The sequence below is a fragment of the Dactylosporangium sp. CA-139114 genome (assembly GCF_050955725.1).
Lineage (GTDB): Bacteria > Actinomycetota > Actinomycetes > Mycobacteriales > Micromonosporaceae > Dactylosporangium.
In genome coordinates this window covers 2,104,586-2,120,639 of record NZ_CP192080.1, presented here as the reverse complement: position 1 = coordinate 2,120,639, position 16,054 = coordinate 2,104,586, and the positions used below count along the sequence as shown (strand labels likewise).

Here is a 16,054-nt window from a genome sequence, read left to right as displayed (position 1 = left end):
ATGAGCTCATTTTCTGACGGCTCCGCTTCTGACGGATCTCCTTTTGACGGCTCCGCCTCCGGCGGATTCGTTTCTGAGGGCTCGGCTTCGGCGGGATTCGGTTCGGGCTCGGGGATCGACGGCTCGGGCTCGGGGATCGACGGTTCGGGCTCCGGGGTCGACGGCTCCGGCTCGGGGGTCGACGGCTCGGGCTCGGGGGTCGACGGCTCGGGCTCGGGGATCGACGGCTCGGGCCCCGGGGTCGACGGCTCGTCTCGTGGTCGCTCGCTGCGCGAACGCTCACTTCGTGATGGCGCTTCACGCGATCGCGGGTCTTATGAGCGTTCTCTGCGCGAACGCTCACTTGGTGATGGCGCTTCGCGCGGTCGCGCGTTTTCTGAGCGTTCGATGCGCGATCACTCAGGGCGGGGTGACGCTTTGGACAATCACGCGTTTCGTGAGCGCTCACTACGCGATCGCTCACTGCACGATCGCTCACTGCCGGATGGTGAGCGGCGGCCGAAGAGCCTTGAAGAGCTGCATCGCCATGGGCCGAACCTGTGCGAGGCGGCCATTCGTGTGCACGCCGAGAAGGTCACCGACGAGCTCGCGGCCGAGCGCGACAAGTGGAGCAAGGGCTTCACGCGTCGGCGGCTCGTGCAGGGCGCCGGCTTCGTCGGCGTGGCCGCGCTCGGCACGCAGCTGGTGACCAGCCGGGTGTCGTTCGCCGCGCCCGAGGACAACAAGAACACGCTCATCGTCATCTTCCTGCGCGGCGGCATGGACGGCCTGTCGGTCGTGGCGCCCGGCGACGACGCGAACTACCGGCAGATGCGGCCGAACATCGCGGTACCGATGGCGTCGATGAAGGCGGCCGGGCGCGGGTTCGGGCTCAATCCGGCGATGACCTCGCTGTATCCGCTCTGGGACGCGGGGAAGATGGCGGCGGTACACGCGGTCGCCTCGCCGGACGCCTCCCGCAGCCACTTCCAGGCCCAGGACGCGCTCGAGCGCGGGGCCGCCTCGGTCGCGGTCCGCACCGGGTGGCTCGACCGCGTGCTCGCGCAGATGGGCCCGGGCACCACCTTCCGCGCGATCGCGCAGGGTTCGGCGCTGCCGCGCTCACTCGTCGGCGGCGAGCAGGCGATCGTGCTCAACGGCATGCGCGACTTCCGCATCGACAACGACAACATGCGCACGCAGACGATGGACGCGCTCAAGACGCTGTACACCGGGCTGGACCATCCGCTGGCGGGGACGGCGGGCTCGACGCTGCAGGCGATCTCGACGGCGCAAAAGCTTGCGAACACGCAGTACCGGCCGGCGGAAGGTGTCCAGTACCCCGGCGGCGGCCTGGCCGACCGCCTGCGCGACATCGCTCAACTGCTCAAGGCGAACGTCGGCCTGCGCATCGCGGCGCTCGACGTCGGCGGGTGGGACATGCACACCAACCTGGGCCGCGTCGACGGCGGCGACATGAAGAACTCGCTGACGAACCTGTCCGACGCGATCGGCGCGTTCTGCACCGACATCGGGCCGCTGCTGGACAACACGACCATCATCACGATGAGCGAGTTCGGCCGGCGCGTGCAGGAGAACGGCAACGTGGGCGTCGACCACGGACACGGCAACGCGATGCTGCTCTTCGGCGGCGGTCTCAACGGCGGCAAGGTCCACGGCAACTGGCCGGGCCTGTCCCCGTCCTCCCTGGACCAGGGCGACGTCGCCGGCGCGAACGACTACCGCGACATCCTGGCCGAGATGCTGAAGAAGCGCTTCGGTGTCGGCGACTCGGCGGCGATCTTCCCGAACCACGACTTCAAGCAGCTGGGCGTCTTCAAGGGCTGAGCGCTCTGGTCCGATGCAACCGGCCGGGCGCGAGGACAGCCGCGCACGAGACCGGCCGGGCACGAGGACAGCCGGGCACGAAGCCGACCGAGCACAAGACCGACCGAGCACGAGACCGACCGGGCACGAAACCCACCGGGCACGAAACCGACCGGAGTCGGTGCCGGTGTCGGTGGTGGCACGGCTCAGAGGCTGAAGACGGAGCCCGTCGTCGTGCCCAGCGTGCAGGCGTTGCTGAAGGTGTGGGTGTAGGCGACCTTGCGGCCCTTCCACGTGCCGTTAGCGGTCACCGTCACCGGGTCCCACAGCATTATGCACATGCTGCCGTCGCTCTGGAGCTTGTCGATCCGGCCGCCGACCTTGGCGAGCTGCTGGCATGCGGTGCGAGCCTGGCGGTGGCTGCCCCCGGCGGGCTGGCAGGTCAGCGACGCGCGGCGCTGGGCGGGCTTGGTCGATTCGCCCTTGGCCACGGTCAGCACCAGACGGATCGTTTTCGCGTTCTGCGCCTCGGGGGCCGCGAGCGCGCTTCCGGGCGCCGCCGCCTCTCCCGCGCCGACCGCCGCCAGCAGCACCGCCGCCGACGCAACCATCCGTGCTGCCCGCATTCGTGACCCCCGTTGCACCTTGCCTGGTGCGCAGAGTCTACGCTTGCCGGTCCGGCATTTCGGGAAAATCGGATTTCGCGGAATTCGGGTCACGCGGTTGAGGGAATGCGCGTTCGCGCATGTGGTTGTGCGTAGCCGTGCGAGGAGAGCCACAGTGCGCGAGCGACCAGGCGACCGTCGATGGCCGAGGACGACCAGGGGCACCTGCGGCCACCGGCGGGGCGAGTAACCAGGGGGTGCCTGCGACCACCGGCGGGGCGAGTAACCAGGGGGTGCCTGCGACCACCGGCGGGCGGGGTAAGCAGAAGGCGTCCGCGGCCACCAGCGGGGCGGGCGACCAGAGGCGCCTGCGGCCGCCGGTGGGTCCAGTGACCAGGGTGCGCCTGCGGGCCCAGTGACCAGGGTGCGCCTGCGGCCACCTGCGGGGCCGGTGACCAGGGTGCGCCTGCGGCCGCCGGTGGGTGCGGGCAACCGGCGGCAGGATCGCCGCGCCGCGCCGTCGCCCAGGCCTCGGGCTCCGCGGCCGCGGGTTGCGTGGTCGTGTGGTCGTGCGGCTTCGGCAGGGCGCCGGGCGGGCATCCGGGAGAGCGCCCGTCGCCGGTGCGCCACCGCGCCGTGGGCGTGCCGGAGAGTGCGAGGTCGCCGCGTGACATTTTCATGCGTCTCGTTCCCATGGATCGACGTGCGGGACTAGATGATTGATGCCTTGAAGGCTCAGTGGTCGTAGGCGATGAGGGACCGTTTGCTGGGGGCGCCGATGGTCCAGTTGTGCCAGATCACGGCGGTCAGGGCGAGGAGGCGTTGGGCGACGCGGGTGAAGACCCCGGCCAGGGTGCGGCCTCCGTGGGCTTCCAGGTCGAGTTGACCCTTGAGGGTGTCGAAGACGGCCTCGACCCATTGCCGGACGCGGGCGAGTTTGCCGAACCGGGCGGGTTCACCCTTGCGGTCGGGGCGCACGAAGTGCGCCCCGAGCTGCCCGGTGATGAACCCCTCAAAGTCCGCGCCGGCGAAGCCTTTGTCGCCGAGCAGCACCTGCCCGGCATGGACGAGGTGATGGTCGGCCTCGAGGAGGGCGGCCATGACCTCGCGTTCGCCGAGTTTGGGGTTGGCCAGGCCCCAGATGACCGGCATGCCCTCCGGGGTACAGACGAGGTAGAGGCGGAAGCCCCAGAAGTAGCGGGAGTGGGAGGCGCAGTAGCCGTAGCCGGCGTCGCCGGCCAGGTCGGACCGTTTGACGGTCTCCCGGGAGGCGCCGCAGGGCAGCGGGGTGGAGTCGATCAGGCGGAGCTGGTCGTACCAGGACGGTGTGCGGGTGGCCAGATGCCGCATCACCGTGGCCAGCAGCGGACCGGCTTTGCGCATCCGCTTGTTGTAGCCGTCCTGGTCGGGCAGGTAGGGGAACATGCCGCGCAGGTGCTTGCGGGCGTAGCGCAGCCAGTGCCGCTCCGATGGGTAACGCAGCAGCACCTGCATCACCGCCAGGCACAGCAGCTCGGCGTGGGACAGCAACGGCCGGCGACCCCGGCCCCGGGGCCGCTCGATCAGGTCATCGATCTCCACGTACAGTGCGGTCACGAGGGTGTCCAGATCAGCGTCCAACGACGGGCTCCAAGAGTTCGGCGGCTGGGTCAGCAACGCCGATCTTGGACACCCTCCCCGCATCTACCAAGCAGCGACACACGCCCGAATCTTCAAGGCATCAATCATCTAGGGTGCTGCATGTTGGAGGTTGCCCAGTGCCGATGGAAGCGCAGGCCCAGAAGCTCGTCGCCGGCTTGGTCCGGGTCGCCGTCATGGCGCCCGTTGACGGGCCTGAGCCCGCGCACGGGTTGCCGCCCGCGCATCGGCAGGTGATGTTGCTGCTCGGCCGGCGGGACCGGGAGTACCGGCTGTCCGACCTCGCCGGGGATCTCGGCGCCACCGTGGCCGCCACGATGGCGCTGCTCTCGCCGCTCATCGCGGACGGGCTGGTCGAGATGCGGCCGGCGCCCTCGTACGCGGCCCGGGACATGCGCGTGGCCGCCACCGATCGGGGGTTGTCCACCACGCCGGCGCCGGCCAACTGGGCCGATCAGCTGCTGGGCGAGGTCGAGGGGTTGAGCGACGGCCAGCAGGCCCGGCTGCTGCGCATGGTCACGGCGAAGATCGGGTTGCTGCAGCAGCAGGGCAGCATTCCCGTGACGCGGATGTGCCTGTCGTGCCGGTTCTTCGACGGGTATCGCCATCCCGGCACGCCCACGCCGCATCACTGCTGGTTCGTCGATGCGCCGTTCGGGTATCGCGAGCTGCGGCTGCACTGCCCGGACCACATCCCGGGGGAACCGCCGAAGCCGAAGTTCTGACCCGCGCGAAGCCGGCACGGCCGTTGCCGCCAGGGTGGAACCGTACAGGCGCGCAGACAGGCACGGTGTCCACGCCGGAGCCGCGGGTCCGAACACGCTGCGTGCATGGTCACGCACGGCTACGGAGGAATCTCGCGGCCATCGACGCTCGCACCGGTGAACCTCGGCATGCCGCCCGCTGCGCATGACCCGCGGTGCTTTTATGCTGATCGCGTGACAAGCTGGGGTGCGCCATGAGTATGTCGGTGACGATCAACGTCGTGATGGACGGATCGACCGTACTCTCCGTCCGGGGCGAGATCGACCACAGCAACGCGGCCACGCTGCGTCAGGAGATCGTGTCGGCCGCTACCGACCGGCGGCCCAGCTCGCTCCGCCTGGATCTCGGGCTCGTGACGTTCCTGGACTCGGCGGCCGTCGGGGCCCTCGTCGCGGCGCAGCGCGAGGCCGGGGCCGAAGGGGTTCGCGTGGTGGTGTGGCGGGCCAGTCCGTTCGTGCACCGGCAGCTGCGCATCGCGGGTGTCCACGAGATGCTGGGCGCCCCGGCCGAGCCGGACAGCGACCACAGCGTCTTCTGACGAAAGCACAGGACCGAAACGGCAGGACCGGACCACAGGGCGATACGGAGACCCCGGGACCACGGGGGTGGCACGGAGCGAAGCGCGGGCCTCAGGCGTTCGAGATGTCCGAGGCCGACGACGGGGCCGGGACGGAAGCGGCCTGCGGCGGGACCTCGTAGCGGTTCGGAGCCGGCCGCACGTCGTCGTGCGGGAACACCCAGAGCCGGTAGGCCCACAGGCGGAACACCATGGCCACGGCCACGCCGATGACCATGCCGAACACGAAGTCCGAGGCCTCCTCGACCGCCGGGCTCACGTTCGGCGTGTGCAGACCGAAGACGTACTGCGCGACCCACAGCGGCGCCGAGTTGAGCGCCACGCCGATGCCGTTCACCACGGTGTACAGCAGCATCTCGTGGTGCCGCCGCCGGCCGCCGCGCGTGCGGAACGACCATTCGCGGTTGAGGAAATACGAGACGATCGTCGCGATGACATTGGCGATCGTCAGCGCGGTGACCGGCTTGTGCTCCATCACCGTCAGCCGCAGCCCATAATTGAGGACCAGGCTGACCACGTAGCAGAAGCCGCCGACGATGATGAACTTCACCGTCTCGCGCCGCTTGCGCAGCAGCGAGGCCACTTGCTCCGGCAGCAGATTGAGGGTCCGGTCTGTAAGCCGCATCGCCGCGACTATACCCGGCGAACCTTGCGTTACGCCCACCGCCGGGTCGGAAACTATCCGCGACCGGCCGTGCACGCTGACGTAGCGGGCGTGATCGAGACCGCCTCGTCGACGGGGCCGAGGACCACGCAGTAGGCGGCAGCCGGGTCGACGTCGCGCACCACGTACTCGGTGGTGCCGGGCGGCAGGGTGCCGAGAACGCTGGCGGGGCCGCCCGCTCGGGACAGCGCGATCACCACGCTCACCGGCAGCGCGGCCCAGGTGACGGTCAGCTCCCGGCCGCGGTCCTCGATGCGCAGGCCGGCGACGGCGAACGGGGCGGCTGAGGAGGCCGGGGAGGCAGGGGAGGCCGGGCCGGAGGCGGCGAACGGGTCCGGCGGGCCCTCGTGATGCCACACCAGCAGCCCCGCGAACACCGCCGCCAGCAACGCGACCAGGCACAACAGCGGCCACACCGACCGCAGCGACGACGGCTCCCCGGCCGCGGGAGCCGGACGCGCGGGAGCCGGACGCGCGGGAACCCGGCGCACCGGGGCAGCAGGCGCGCAGGCCCAGGGCGGCGGGTCGGCGGGCGCGAGAGCCCGGGGTGCCCGGGGCGCCGGGGCGGGAGGCGCGGGGATGGGGGGTGTGGCTGTGGGAGAGGGTGTGGCGGTGGGAGGCGTGGGGGTGGAGACCACCACCGGGTCGACGACGACCGGCGGCGGGGGCATCGAGATCGGCGCCGAGGGCATGGGCGGCTCCACGGCGGCCAGCTCCCACTCCACGGCCTTCGTGAACGGGTGCCGGGTGCCGAGCCGCGCCCGGGCGGCCGCGTGCGCGAGCGTGAACAGCCGGCGCGCCTGCAGCACGTCGCCGGTGGCGTACAGCAGTGCCGCCAGCTCCGCCGCGATGCGGATCGTGTCGAGGTCCTCCGCGCCGTACTCCCGCCGGTGGATCACGTACGCGGCGTTGAGCAGGGCCAGGGCGGGCGCGGTCTCGCCGCGGTCGCGCTGGAGCAGGGCCAGGTTGACGCGGGCCAGGCGCACGGCCCGGGCGACCGAGTCCCGGCCGTCCTCGTCGACGCCGCTGTCGAGCACGCGGTGGTAGAGCCGCTCGGCCTCGTCCCACTCGTCGTGGTCGTGGCGGACGGCGGCCAGCACCGCGACCGCGTGCACCGTGCGCGGGTCCGTCTGGCCGTAGCGCCGCTCGGCCTGGCTCGCGACCGCCTCGGCGAGGTCGTAGGCGGCGTCGAGCTCGCCGAGCTCGCGCAGCACCTCGGCCAGGAGCCGGCGCGCGGTGAGCCGGTCGTCGTCGGACAGGCCGGGCTCGTCGAGCAGGCGCTGGACCTCGGCCCGGGCGCCCGGGAAGTCCCAGCCCACGATGCGCTGCTCCACGAGGTCGAGCCGTTCGGTAACATCGACAGCACTCACAGTATCCCTCCGCCCCGCAGAGCTTAGGGATACCGGTGACGCAACGCCAGCTTTCGATCACGGAAAGGGAGCCGGAACCGCGTACGCGAACGCGACGGAGCCACCTGCACGAGGCGAGAGCACCGCGGCGGCGAAGGCATCGGCTCCGGCAGCCTGCCACGTCGCTGCCGGAGCCGAGCCGTCCGCGTTACCGCGTCGAAAGCCGCGGGCGCCGCACACTGTGAAGGTCGGCCACCACCGGGAACCCTTGAGGGATTCAGCCCAGCATTCGCCGGTAGAGCGCCAGATAGTCCTCCACCATGCGGTCGGCCGAGAAGCGCTCGAGCGCCCGGGCGCGCACCCGGGCCCGGTCCAGCTTCAGCGCGTCGTCGAGCACCCCGGCCGCCTCGGCGGCGTCCGCGGCCAGGTAGCCGGTGACCCCCTCGTCGACGATCTCGGGCATCGAGCCGAGCGGATAGGCGACGACCGGCGTACCGCACGCCATCGCCTCGACCACCGAGAGCCCGAACGGCTCGGCGAACCCGATCGGGTGCAGCAGCGCCGCGGCGGAGCCCAGGATCCCGGCGCGCTGCGCCGGCCCGACGTTGCCGCCGTAGACGATCTGCTCGCCGTCGACGTGCGGCAGCACCTCCTGCCGGTGGTACACCTCGTCATGGACCGGTCCGCAGATCAGCAGGCGACGCCCGGTCGCGCGGGCGATCCGCACGGCCTCGGCGGTGCCCTTGTCCGGGTGGATGCGCCCGAAGGCCACCAGCGTCTCCCCCGGCGCCGGCTGGAACGGGAACTGGCGCACGTCGATGCCGTGGTAGATCGTGGCGGCGTAGTCCAGCCCCGGCCCCCGGTCGGCGTCGGAGATCGAGACGAAGGCCGACCGGGCGCGCTGGTACGCGGGCAGGATCGCCGGCGAGCAGAAGCCGTGCACGGTGGTCAGCAGCCGGCTGCGGCAGAAGGCGCTCATCGCCAGCGGCAGCCAGTCGAGGTTGTTGTGCACCAGGTCGAACTCGCCGCTGCGCTCGAAGCAGCGAGCGATGTGGATGGCCTCCCAGACGCGTCCGTCGTAGCCGGCGTCCTCGTTGTAGGGGTGCTCGACCACGCCGTCGAGGCGGGCCGTGGTGACGGAGTCGAGGCTCGCGAAGAGCGTGACGTCCACGCCGCGGGCGACCAGGCCCTCGGCCAGCAGCGAGACGACCTGCTCCCACGGACCGTACGCCCGCGGAGGTGTGCGCCAGGCGATCGGCCCGAGTAGTGCCACCTTCATCGCCGCCCCCTACCCGCGCGCCCCCGCGCGAATCCTCACGTCCGCGTCCCCGGCTGCCGATAGGCACACAGCCGGGGCCCCGTGACGAACATAACGGACAAAAGCCCCAGCCGCCGGGAGAACGACGGCCGTAAGATCGGCGCGGGGCTGGTCCCGCCCGCGGCTCGGGCGGTGGGCTCGGCGGGCGGGGGGCTCGGCGGCGCTACGCCTTGCGCAGCAGCCGGTGCTGCCTGACCACGGGAACGGACAGCGTCTTGTACCCGACCTGCTCGAACAGCACCGTCATCTGCTCGCCGGCGTAGGAGAGCACGACGCCCTTGCCCCACTCGCCGTGGCGGACCTCGGCGTGGATGGGAAACGGCGCGTCCTGGGCGGCGGCCAGGCCCGCGGCCGCGCTGCCGTCGGTGCAGTTGTCGCAGTGCCCGCAGATGCCCTCGAGGTGCTCGCCGAAGTAGGCCAGCAGCGTGCGGCCGCGGCACTGCTCGGTCTCGGCGAAGTTGCGCATCATGTCCAGCCGCGAGCGCGACGTCGTCTGCTGCCGCTCGGCCTGCGCCTCGGCCAGCTCGGCGGCCTCGGCCGGCGTCGGCGCCCAGCGCGGGGCCTTCACCTTGCCCCCGTGCAGCATCCGCGCGCCGCCGACCTCCTCCAGCAGGGCGAGCAGCTGCCCGAGCTTGCGCTCGCCGAGCCCGGTGCGCTCCTGCAGCTCGTCGCGGGTCATCGGCTCCTTCGCGGCCCGCAGCAGGGCCGCGAGCGAGGCGACCTCCTCGCGGTCGACGGAGACGGTGGTGAAGAACTTCCGAAGACCGGTGTCCTCGCTACGGTGCAGCAGCAGGACGTTCGCCGGTTGCCCGTCGCGCCCGGCGCGGCCGATCTCCTGCAGGTAGGAGTCGGGCGAGTCCGGCAGCGAGACGTGGTTGACCCAGCGGATGTTGGGCTTGTCGATGCCCATCCCGAACGCCGTGGTGGCCACCATGACGGGCACCTCGTCGGCGAGGAACGCCTCGTGGGCCCGCTCGCGCTCGCCGGCGCTCATGCCGCCGTGGTAGGCGACGGCCGGGATGCCCTCCTGGCCGAGCCGCTCCGCCAGCTCCTCGGTGGCGCGGCGGGTCGGCGCGTAGACGATGCCGGGCGGGGTGGACTCCCGCACGCGGGCGATGAGGCGGCGCAGGCGCGTCTCCTCGTCGGGGCAGTGCACCGACTCCAGGTAGAGGTTGGGGCGGTCCAGGCCGGTGACCACGACCTCCGGGTCGCGCAGGCCCAGGCGCTCGATGATGTCCTCGCGCACCGGCGGCGAGGCGGTCGCGGTCAGCGCCACGATCGGCGGGCGGCCCAGCTCGCGGATGAACTGGCCGAGCTGCAGGTAGTCCGGCCGGAAGTCGTGGCCCCACGCGGAGACGCAGTGCGCCTCGTCGACCGCGACCAGGCTGGGCTTGAGCGCCTTGATCTGCGCGACGCGGGCCGGGTCGGCGAACTGCTCGGGCGTGAGGAAGACGAACTCGGCGTCGCCCTTGCGCAGCGACTCCAGCGCCTCCTCGCGCTCGGTCTTGCCCTCGGCGGAGGACAGCCGCACGGCGACCAGCTCGTCCTGGTTGCGCGCGCTCAGCGAGGCGATCTGGTCCTGCTGCAGCGCGAGCAGCGGCGAGACGACGATCGTCGGCCCGGGCAGCAGCGGCGCCGGCACCTGATAGATGGCGGACTTGCCCGCACCGGTCGGCAGCACGGCGAGGGCGTCACGGCCCTGCATGAGCGCCTCCATGGCCCGCAGCTGCTCGTCGCGCAGGCGCTCCCAGCCAAAACTGTCCTTCGCGACGCGCCGCAGTTCCTCCGCACTCATGGAAGGCATGGTAGGACCTTGGGGTATGCCTATCGAGACGCAAGGCGTGGTCGCCCTCGGCAAGGGCCGGCCGGTCAGCTTGGAAACCATCATCGTCCCGGAGCCCGGACCCGGTGAGGCGCGGGTCGAGGTGCAGGCCTGCGGCGTCTGCCACACGGACCTGCACTACCGCGAGGGCGGCATCAGCGACGACTTCCCGTTCCTGCTCGGACACGAGGCCGCGGGCGTCGTGGAGTCCGTCGGCCCCGGCGTGACCGACGTGGCGCCCGGCGACTTCGTGATCCTCAACTGGCGCGCCGTGTGCGGGCAGTGCCGCGCGTGCCGGCGGGGGCGGCCGTGGTACTGCTTCAACACCCACAACGCCAAGCAGAAGATGACGCTGGCCGACGGCACGCCGCTGTCCCCCGCCCTGGGCATCGGCGCGTTCCTCAAGCACACGCTGGTCGCCTCCGGCCAGTGCACGAAGGTCGACCCGCGGGCCCCCGCCACCGTCGCCGGGCTGCTCGGCTGCGGCGTCATGGCCGGCATCGGCGCCGCCGTCAACACCGGCAACGTCGGGCGCGGCGACTCCGTGGCCGTCTTCGGCTGCGGCGGGGTGGGCAACGCGGCCATCGCCGGCGCCCGCCTGGCCGGCGCGTCGACGATCATCGGCGTGGACGTGGACGAGCGCAAGCTCGGCTGGGCCACCGAGTTCGGCGCGACCCACGTGGTCAACTCGCGCGAGACGGACCCGGTCGAGGCGATCCGGGCGCTGACCGGCGGCCACGGCGCCGACGTGGTCGTCGAGGCGGTGGGGTCCCCGCAGGTGTACGAGCAGGCCTTCTTCGCCCGCGACCTCGCCGGCACCGTGGTGCTCGTCGGCGTGCCGCGCCCCGACATGCAGCTCACGCTGCCGTTCCTGGAGGTCTTCGGGCGGGGCGGGGCGCTGAAGTCGAGCTGGTACGGCGACTGCCTGCCCTCCCGCGACTTCCCCGTGCTCGTGGACCTGTACCTGCAGGGCCGCCTGCCGCTGGACAAGTTCGTGACGCAGACCGCCGGCCTGGGCGACGTCGAGGACGCCTTCCACAAGATGGAGCGCGGCGAGGTGCTGCGCACGGTCATCGAGCTCTGACCCCGGCTCCGGTGCAAGGCCCGCGGCGCCTCGGCGTCGCGGGCCTTGTCGTGCGACATGTCGGGCGCTCCGCACCGCGACATGTCGGATGTATACCCCGGCAGGTCCCATGTCGGATCTCGTGCCACGTTGCCGCGCCATGATCGGGAGGGGTTGTCGGCGATAGGTTCCCGATATATCGTCGAACTATCAACGAAGCGATCCGACGAAATGGGGGATGCGACATGAGGTCGCGACACGGCTTGTTCGACACGGGGGCCTGGCAGCGCGGGTTCGGCAGTTTCATCCCGCCCTTCCCGCCCGAGGGCGGACGCGGCGGCGGCTGGGGCCGCGGCGGGCACGGCCACGGACGGGGGCGCTCCCGCGGGGGGCGGCCCAACGTGCGCAACGCGGTGCTGGCGCTGCTGCACGAGCGCCCGATGCACGGCTACGAGATGATCCAGGAGCTCGAGCAGCGCACCGGCGGCATCTGGCGGCCGAGCCCGGGGTCGGTGTACCCCACGCTGCAGATGCTCGAGGACGAGGGGCTGATCGTCGCCGAGGAGAGCGGGGGCCGCAAGCGCTTCGTGCTCACCGACACGGGCCGCCCCGAGGCCGAGACGGCGGCGCAGCACGCGCCCTGGCAGGAGTACGGCGACGAGAACGTCTCGCAGGCCCAGGAGTTCCGCGACGCCGCGTTCGGCATCATGGACGCGCTGCGCCAGGTGGGCTTCAACGGCACCGGCGAGCAGCGGGCCCAGGCGCTCGAGGTCCTCACCGAGACCCGGCGCAAGCTCTACGCCATCCTCGCCGACTGAGGCGGGCACCCACAGACGCGATCCCCGGGGCGTGCGGGCCCCGGGGATCGACCATCTCCGACGAAGGAACGCGTCATGCGCTGGTGGACCGTTCGCCCGTCGCCGCCCTCCGGGCCGCCGCGGGAACCACGGCAGCCCGGACCGGCCCCGGCTACGGCCGCCGCGTCGGATCCTCGTTCCGGCCGCCCAGAGCGGCCCACACCTGATTGACCGTCTCGAACCGCGTCCCGGCCGGCAGCAGGCGCAGCGCGTCCAGTACCTCGTCGGGCGCGCCCAGCTCCCTCGCGCCGGCGATGAGCGCGTCGCGGTCTCCGGGGAGACAGCTCTTCGGGATGTACCGTCCGAGATTGCTCCTGCCCTCGACCTCGTCCGGCGTCATGCCGACGGGTGCCCCGCCGGTGCGGTCTCCCTCGCCCTCCGGATCGACCCGGCGAGCCTCGATCTCGTCCTCGCGCCGGAGCCGCTCGTCGAGGGCCACTCCGTGCTTCGTGTTGCCTCGCTGCATGGCGTCCATGAAGGTGCACGTACCCGGGCGAAATCCCCCCAAACGGGCTCACCCTCGATTGGAAACCGGCGGCCCTGGGTAGCCGATGGCTATCCGCCCGATACACCGCACGCCGAATCCCCCCGACGTGCCGGCCCGGGCGCTTCGCAGGAGGTGAGCACACAGTGGCACGCATCGGGCAGCTGTTCGGCGGGCGCGGGAGCGCGACCGACCGCGACGGCGACGGCATCGACGACCGCGCCGAGCGGCCGGTCGTCGACCGCGACCGTGACGGCGTGGACGACCGTACCCAGCGGCCGGTCGTCGACCGCGACCGTGACGGCGTGGACGACCGCGCCGAGGCGGCGGGCGAGACGCGCACGTGGCGCCTCGGGCGCCGGCACGACAAGGACGGCGACGGCATCGACGACCGCACCGAAGCTCCGAGCGCGGCCAGGACCACGGGCGCCGTCCCGGCGGTCGGGGTCATGGACCGCGAGAGCGACACGGCCGCCATGCGCCGCACGATCGACCGGGAGCCGGTCGCCGCGCCGGAGCCGGTGGTCGAGCCCGTACCGGTCCGCCAGGCCCCCGCGCGGGTGAGCCTGCTCGCCACGTTCGGCGTCATCCTGGGAGTCGCGGGCGTCGCGGCGGCGCTGACCGGGCTGCTCGCGCCGTGGGCGATCCCCGTCGGCGCGCTCGGGCTGCTGTTCTCCTTCGGCGGCATCATCGCCGGGGTGCGGCCCAACGTGGCCGGCCGCGGGCTCGGCACGCTGGGCGTGCTGATCAGCGGGGCGGCCGTGGTCTTCGGCATCCTCGCGATGACCGGCCAGGTCAGCTGGCTCGACAGCAACGCCGACCAGGTGGCCCGGCTCAACGACTGGCTGGACACCCAGCTGCCCTGGATGAAGGACTGGTGACCGATGGCTCCCCGTAGGCCGCGCTCCTCGGATCTGCCCGCCACGCTGCGGCGCTCGGACGAGCACGCGCAGGCGACCTGGCAGCAGACCCACGACTCCGCCGCCGAGCAGTACGGCGACGGCGAGCGCGCGCACCGCACGGCCTTCTCGGCGCTCAAGCACACGTACGAGAAGGTCGGCGACCACTGGGAGCCCAAGGACGAGGCCGGCCCGAGCGACGCTCAGGCCGCGCAGCACGGCGCCGCGGCGCGCAACCGGCCGCGGCGCACCGCCGAGGGCGTGGACGCCAACGCCTCGAAGCAGCACCTGCTCGAGCTCGCGCGGCGCCTGGAGATCCGGGGGCGTTCGCGGATGACGAAGGCGGAGCTGGTCGAGGCGCTCATGCAGGCCAACCGTCGCGAGACGGCCCGCGCCCGCGGCTGAGCATCGGCTTTGCCGAGGCCGGACAGGTGTTCTCATCTGTCCGGTCTTCGCACTTCATCGGCCGTCACTGCGCGGCGGCGGGTTCCAAGGCGGGTGAGCCGCGCCGGGTCGCGAGGATCGAGCCCGCCAGGATCAGTGCGAAGGCCACCCCGGTCAGCCACGTCACCGGCTCGCCGAGCACGAGCGCGCCGAGCAGCACGGCGACCGCGGGGTTGACGAACGTGATCACCGTGGCGCGGACGCCGCCGACCTCCGCGATGAGCGCGAAGAACAGGACGAACGCGAGCGCCGTGCAGATCACCGCGAGGACGAGCGCGGCCAGGGCCGGGCCCGGGGTCACGGCGCGGGCGAGGGCGGGCAGCCTCGGCACCGACACGGGCGCGAACAGCAGCGCGCCGACGACGAGGGAGGCGGCGGCGACGCCGTAGCGCGGCACGTCCGAGAGCCACCGCTCGATGATCAGCGGACCGGCCGCGTAGCACACGACGACGCCCCCGAGCTCGAGCAGCGGCACGGCCCCGCCGCCGCCCGCATGGAAGCCCAGCAGCACCGCGACGCCCGCGAGCCCCACCAGCAGCCCGCCGGCCCGGCTCGCGGTGAGCCGCGCCGCGCGGTCGGTGAGGCGGGCCAGGACGGCCGCGACGAGCGGGACGCCGGCGATGACCAGGCCGGTGAACGAGCTGTCCACGTGCCGCTCGGCGTCGCAGAGCAGCAGCCAGGGCAGGCCGATCTCGACCACGGTGTAGACGAGCAGGGGCAGCCACGGGCGCAGGGACGCGCGGAGCTCGCGGCGGGCGAGCGCGATCGGCAGCAGCAGGACGGCCCCGAGGGCGGTGCGCACGAAGACCAGCTCGGCCGGGCCGATCTCGCGCACGGCCACCTTGATCAGCAGGTACGGGATGCCCCACACCACGCACATGGCGCTGAAGAGCAACCAGCCACGACGACTCATGCCCCCGATCTCACGCCGGTGCGCGGGTGCGCGTCTTGAACGCTGTTGCGGAATGCGGCCGGGGTGACGCCCGTCACCCGCTTGAACCAGCGCGTGAGATGGGCCTGGTCGGCGAAGCCCACGGCCTCGGCGACGTCGGCGGGCGGGCGCCCCGCGGCGAGCAGGTGGCGCGCGTGGCACACCCGCTCCAGCACGAGCCAGGCGTGCGGCGGGAAGCCGGTCGCGTCGCGGAAGAGTCTCAACATGTGGTACGGCGACAACGCCACGCCCTCCGCCAGCTCCCGCAGGCTCGGGGCGCACCGCAGGTCGGCCAGCAGCCGATCGCGGATCTCGGCGACCTTGCGCGCCGCGGCCGCGTCCGAGGCCCGGATGCCGCCCCGCGCCTCCCGCAGCGCCCCGTGCCGCTGGATCACCGCCTCGAACGCCCAGACCAGCCGGGAGTGCGCGGCGAGCGGGTCGCGCCCGGCGGTCAGCTCCTCGTGGGCGGCGCGGACGAGGTGCACGCTGCGCGGGTCGGTGACGATGGGCTCACGGAACCCGGCGCGCTCGGGGCGGCCGTCGAAGAGCAGGGCCTCGCTGGGGTACAGCACGCGGTAGGCCCACCCCTGCGGGTGCGCGGCCATCCCGTCGTGCGGCTCGTCCGGCTCGAGGATGGCGAGACTGCCGACGCCCGCGCGCAGCAGCTCGCCCCGGTAGTGGAACTGCTCCTCGCCGCGGGTGACCACGCCGATCGCGTAGGTCGCGTGCGAGTGGCGCGCGAACTGGTGCCGCCGGTAGCTGGCGGTGAGCAGGTCGAGCGTGTGGCGGCCGTCGTCGACCCGCGACCACTGCGCCGTCTCACCCATGGCGC

The 16,054-nt window shown here is 72.5% G+C and carries 16 protein-coding genes; 7 read left to right on the top strand and 9 right to left on the bottom strand.

Annotated features, from left to right (window positions below; genetic code table 11):
• Positions 1–1,827, top strand: a complete 1,827-nt coding sequence (locus ACQP2P_RS09570) for a DUF1501 domain-containing protein (RefSeq protein WP_433619071.1) — start codon at positions 1–3, stop codon at positions 1,825–1,827.
• Between the two features lie 185 nt (positions 1,828–2,012).
• On the opposite strand, the gene ACQP2P_RS09565 is transcribed toward ACQP2P_RS09570, so the two are convergent.
• Both ACQP2P_RS09565 and ACQP2P_RS09560 read right to left on the bottom strand, forming a co-directional pair.
• Positions 2,013–2,417 (bottom strand): SSI family serine proteinase inhibitor, encoded by a 405-nt coding sequence (locus tag ACQP2P_RS09565; protein WP_433614782.1) that lies wholly within the window; start codon positions 2,415–2,417, stop codon positions 2,013–2,015.
• Positions 2,418–3,146: 729 nt separating this feature from the next.
• Positions 3,147–4,031 carry an IS982 family transposase gene (locus tag ACQP2P_RS09560; protein ID WP_433614781.1) on the bottom strand — a complete coding sequence of 295 codons (885 nt, stop codon included), beginning with the start codon at positions 4,029–4,031 and terminating at the stop codon, positions 3,147–3,149.
• A 137-nt stretch (positions 4,032–4,168) separates the two neighbouring features.
• Between ACQP2P_RS09560 and ACQP2P_RS09555 the strand changes: the two genes are divergently transcribed.
• A complete protein-coding gene (locus ACQP2P_RS09555; RefSeq protein WP_350615423.1) occupies positions 4,169–4,774 on the top strand; it encodes a MarR family winged helix-turn-helix transcriptional regulator in 606 nt (201 codons plus the stop codon).
• 233 nt (positions 4,775–5,007) lie between these two features.
• Positions 5,008–5,352: an STAS domain-containing protein gene (locus tag ACQP2P_RS09550; RefSeq protein WP_433614779.1), complete on the top strand. Its 345-nt coding sequence runs from the start codon at positions 5,008–5,010 to the stop codon at positions 5,350–5,352.
• Positions 5,353–5,443: 91 nt separating this feature from the next.
• Here ACQP2P_RS09550 and ACQP2P_RS09545 read toward each other — a convergent pair whose 3' ends face one another.
• From ACQP2P_RS09545 to ACQP2P_RS09530, 4 genes are all read right to left on the bottom strand, one after another.
• Positions 5,444–6,016 (bottom strand): GtrA family protein, encoded by a 573-nt coding sequence (locus tag ACQP2P_RS09545; RefSeq protein WP_433614777.1) that lies wholly within the window; start codon positions 6,014–6,016, stop codon positions 5,444–5,446.
• A gap of 53 nt (positions 6,017–6,069) precedes the next feature.
• Positions 6,070–7,425 carry a hypothetical protein gene (locus ACQP2P_RS09540; protein ID WP_433614775.1) on the bottom strand — a complete coding sequence of 452 codons (1,356 nt, stop codon included), beginning with the start codon at positions 7,423–7,425 and terminating at the stop codon, positions 6,070–6,072.
• A gap of 256 nt (positions 7,426–7,681) precedes the next feature.
• Positions 7,682–8,683 (bottom strand): glycosyltransferase family 4 protein, encoded by a 1,002-nt coding sequence (locus tag ACQP2P_RS09535; RefSeq protein WP_433614773.1) that lies wholly within the window; start codon positions 8,681–8,683, stop codon positions 7,682–7,684.
• A gap of 202 nt (positions 8,684–8,885) precedes the next feature.
• Positions 8,886–10,517: a RecQ family ATP-dependent DNA helicase gene (locus tag ACQP2P_RS09530; protein WP_433614771.1), complete on the bottom strand. Its 1,632-nt coding sequence runs from the start codon at positions 10,515–10,517 to the stop codon at positions 8,886–8,888.
• Positions 10,518–10,542: 25 nt separating this feature from the next.
• On the opposite strand from ACQP2P_RS09530, the gene ACQP2P_RS09525 reads away from it, so the two are divergent.
• Together ACQP2P_RS09525 and ACQP2P_RS09520 are read left to right on the top strand one after the other, a co-directional pair.
• The gene (locus ACQP2P_RS09525) at positions 10,543–11,628 is read left to right on the top strand and encodes an S-(hydroxymethyl)mycothiol dehydrogenase (protein ID WP_433614769.1); all 1,086 of its coding nucleotides are present in this window, start codon (positions 10,543–10,545) and stop codon (positions 11,626–11,628) included.
• A gap of 224 nt (positions 11,629–11,852) precedes the next feature.
• Entirely contained in the window at positions 11,853–12,425 is a 573-nt protein-coding gene (locus ACQP2P_RS09520) for a PadR family transcriptional regulator (RefSeq protein WP_433614767.1), read from the top strand.
• Between the two features lie 151 nt (positions 12,426–12,576).
• On the opposite strand, the gene ACQP2P_RS09515 is transcribed toward ACQP2P_RS09520, so the two are convergent.
• Positions 12,577–12,939 carry a DUF2795 domain-containing protein gene (locus tag ACQP2P_RS09515; protein WP_433614766.1) on the bottom strand — a complete coding sequence of 121 codons (363 nt, stop codon included), beginning with the start codon at positions 12,937–12,939 and terminating at the stop codon, positions 12,577–12,579.
• 155 nt (positions 12,940–13,094) lie between these two features.
• Between ACQP2P_RS09515 and ACQP2P_RS09510 the strand changes: the two genes are divergently transcribed.
• The gene (locus tag ACQP2P_RS09510) at positions 13,095–13,829 is read left to right on the top strand and encodes a hypothetical protein (protein WP_433614764.1); all 735 of its coding nucleotides are present in this window, start codon (positions 13,095–13,097) and stop codon (positions 13,827–13,829) included.
• 3 nt (positions 13,830–13,832) lie between these two features.
• Positions 13,833–14,252, top strand: a complete 420-nt coding sequence (locus ACQP2P_RS09505; protein ID WP_433614763.1) for a ChaB family protein — start codon at positions 13,833–13,835, stop codon at positions 14,250–14,252.
• Between the two features lie 64 nt (positions 14,253–14,316).
• On the opposite strand, the gene ACQP2P_RS09500 is transcribed toward ACQP2P_RS09505, so the two are convergent.
• Positions 14,317–15,204: a DMT family transporter gene (locus tag ACQP2P_RS09500; RefSeq protein WP_433614761.1), complete on the bottom strand. Its 888-nt coding sequence runs from the start codon at positions 15,202–15,204 to the stop codon at positions 14,317–14,319.
• On the bottom strand, positions 15,201–16,049 hold the full coding sequence (locus ACQP2P_RS09495; RefSeq protein WP_433614759.1) for an AraC family ligand binding domain-containing protein: 849 nt from the start codon (positions 16,047–16,049) through the stop codon (positions 15,201–15,203). The genes ACQP2P_RS09500 and ACQP2P_RS09495 overlap by 4 nt, the downstream gene beginning before the upstream one ends.
• Between the last annotated feature and the right edge of the window lie 5 nt (positions 16,050–16,054).

Excerpts from the sequence above, each read along its gene's own strand:
- ACQP2P_RS09570 (WP_433619071.1), top strand. The coding sequence starts at position 1 with ATGAGCTCATTTTCTGACGGCTCCGCTTCTGACGGATCTCCTTTTGAC.
- ACQP2P_RS09565 (WP_433614782.1), bottom strand. The coding sequence starts at position 2,417 with ATGGTTGCGTCGGCGGCGGTGCTGCTGGCGGCGGTCGGCGCGGGAGAG.
- ACQP2P_RS09550 (WP_433614779.1), top strand. The coding sequence starts at position 5,008 with ATGAGTATGTCGGTGACGATCAACGTCGTGATGGACGGATCGACCGTA.
- ACQP2P_RS09545 (WP_433614777.1), bottom strand. The coding sequence starts at position 6,016 with ATGCGGCTTACAGACCGGACCCTCAATCTGCTGCCGGAGCAAGTGGCC.
- ACQP2P_RS09535 (WP_433614773.1), bottom strand. The coding sequence starts at position 8,683 with ATGAAGGTGGCACTACTCGGGCCGATCGCCTGGCGCACACCTCCGCGG.
- ACQP2P_RS09530 (WP_433614771.1), bottom strand. The coding sequence starts at position 10,517 with ATGAGTGCGGAGGAACTGCGGCGCGTCGCGAAGGACAGTTTTGGCTGG.
- ACQP2P_RS09525 (WP_433614769.1), top strand. The coding sequence starts at position 10,543 with ATGCCTATCGAGACGCAAGGCGTGGTCGCCCTCGGCAAGGGCCGGCCG.
- ACQP2P_RS09520 (WP_433614767.1), top strand. The coding sequence starts at position 11,853 with ATGAGGTCGCGACACGGCTTGTTCGACACGGGGGCCTGGCAGCGCGGG.
- ACQP2P_RS09515 (WP_433614766.1), bottom strand. The coding sequence starts at position 12,939 with ATGGACGCCATGCAGCGAGGCAACACGAAGCACGGAGTGGCCCTCGAC.
- ACQP2P_RS09505 (WP_433614763.1), top strand. The coding sequence starts at position 13,833 with ATGGCTCCCCGTAGGCCGCGCTCCTCGGATCTGCCCGCCACGCTGCGG.
- ACQP2P_RS09500 (WP_433614761.1), bottom strand. The coding sequence starts at position 15,204 with ATGAGTCGTCGTGGCTGGTTGCTCTTCAGCGCCATGTGCGTGGTGTGG.
- ACQP2P_RS09495 (WP_433614759.1), bottom strand. The coding sequence starts at position 16,049 with ATGGGTGAGACGGCGCAGTGGTCGCGGGTCGACGACGGCCGCCACACG.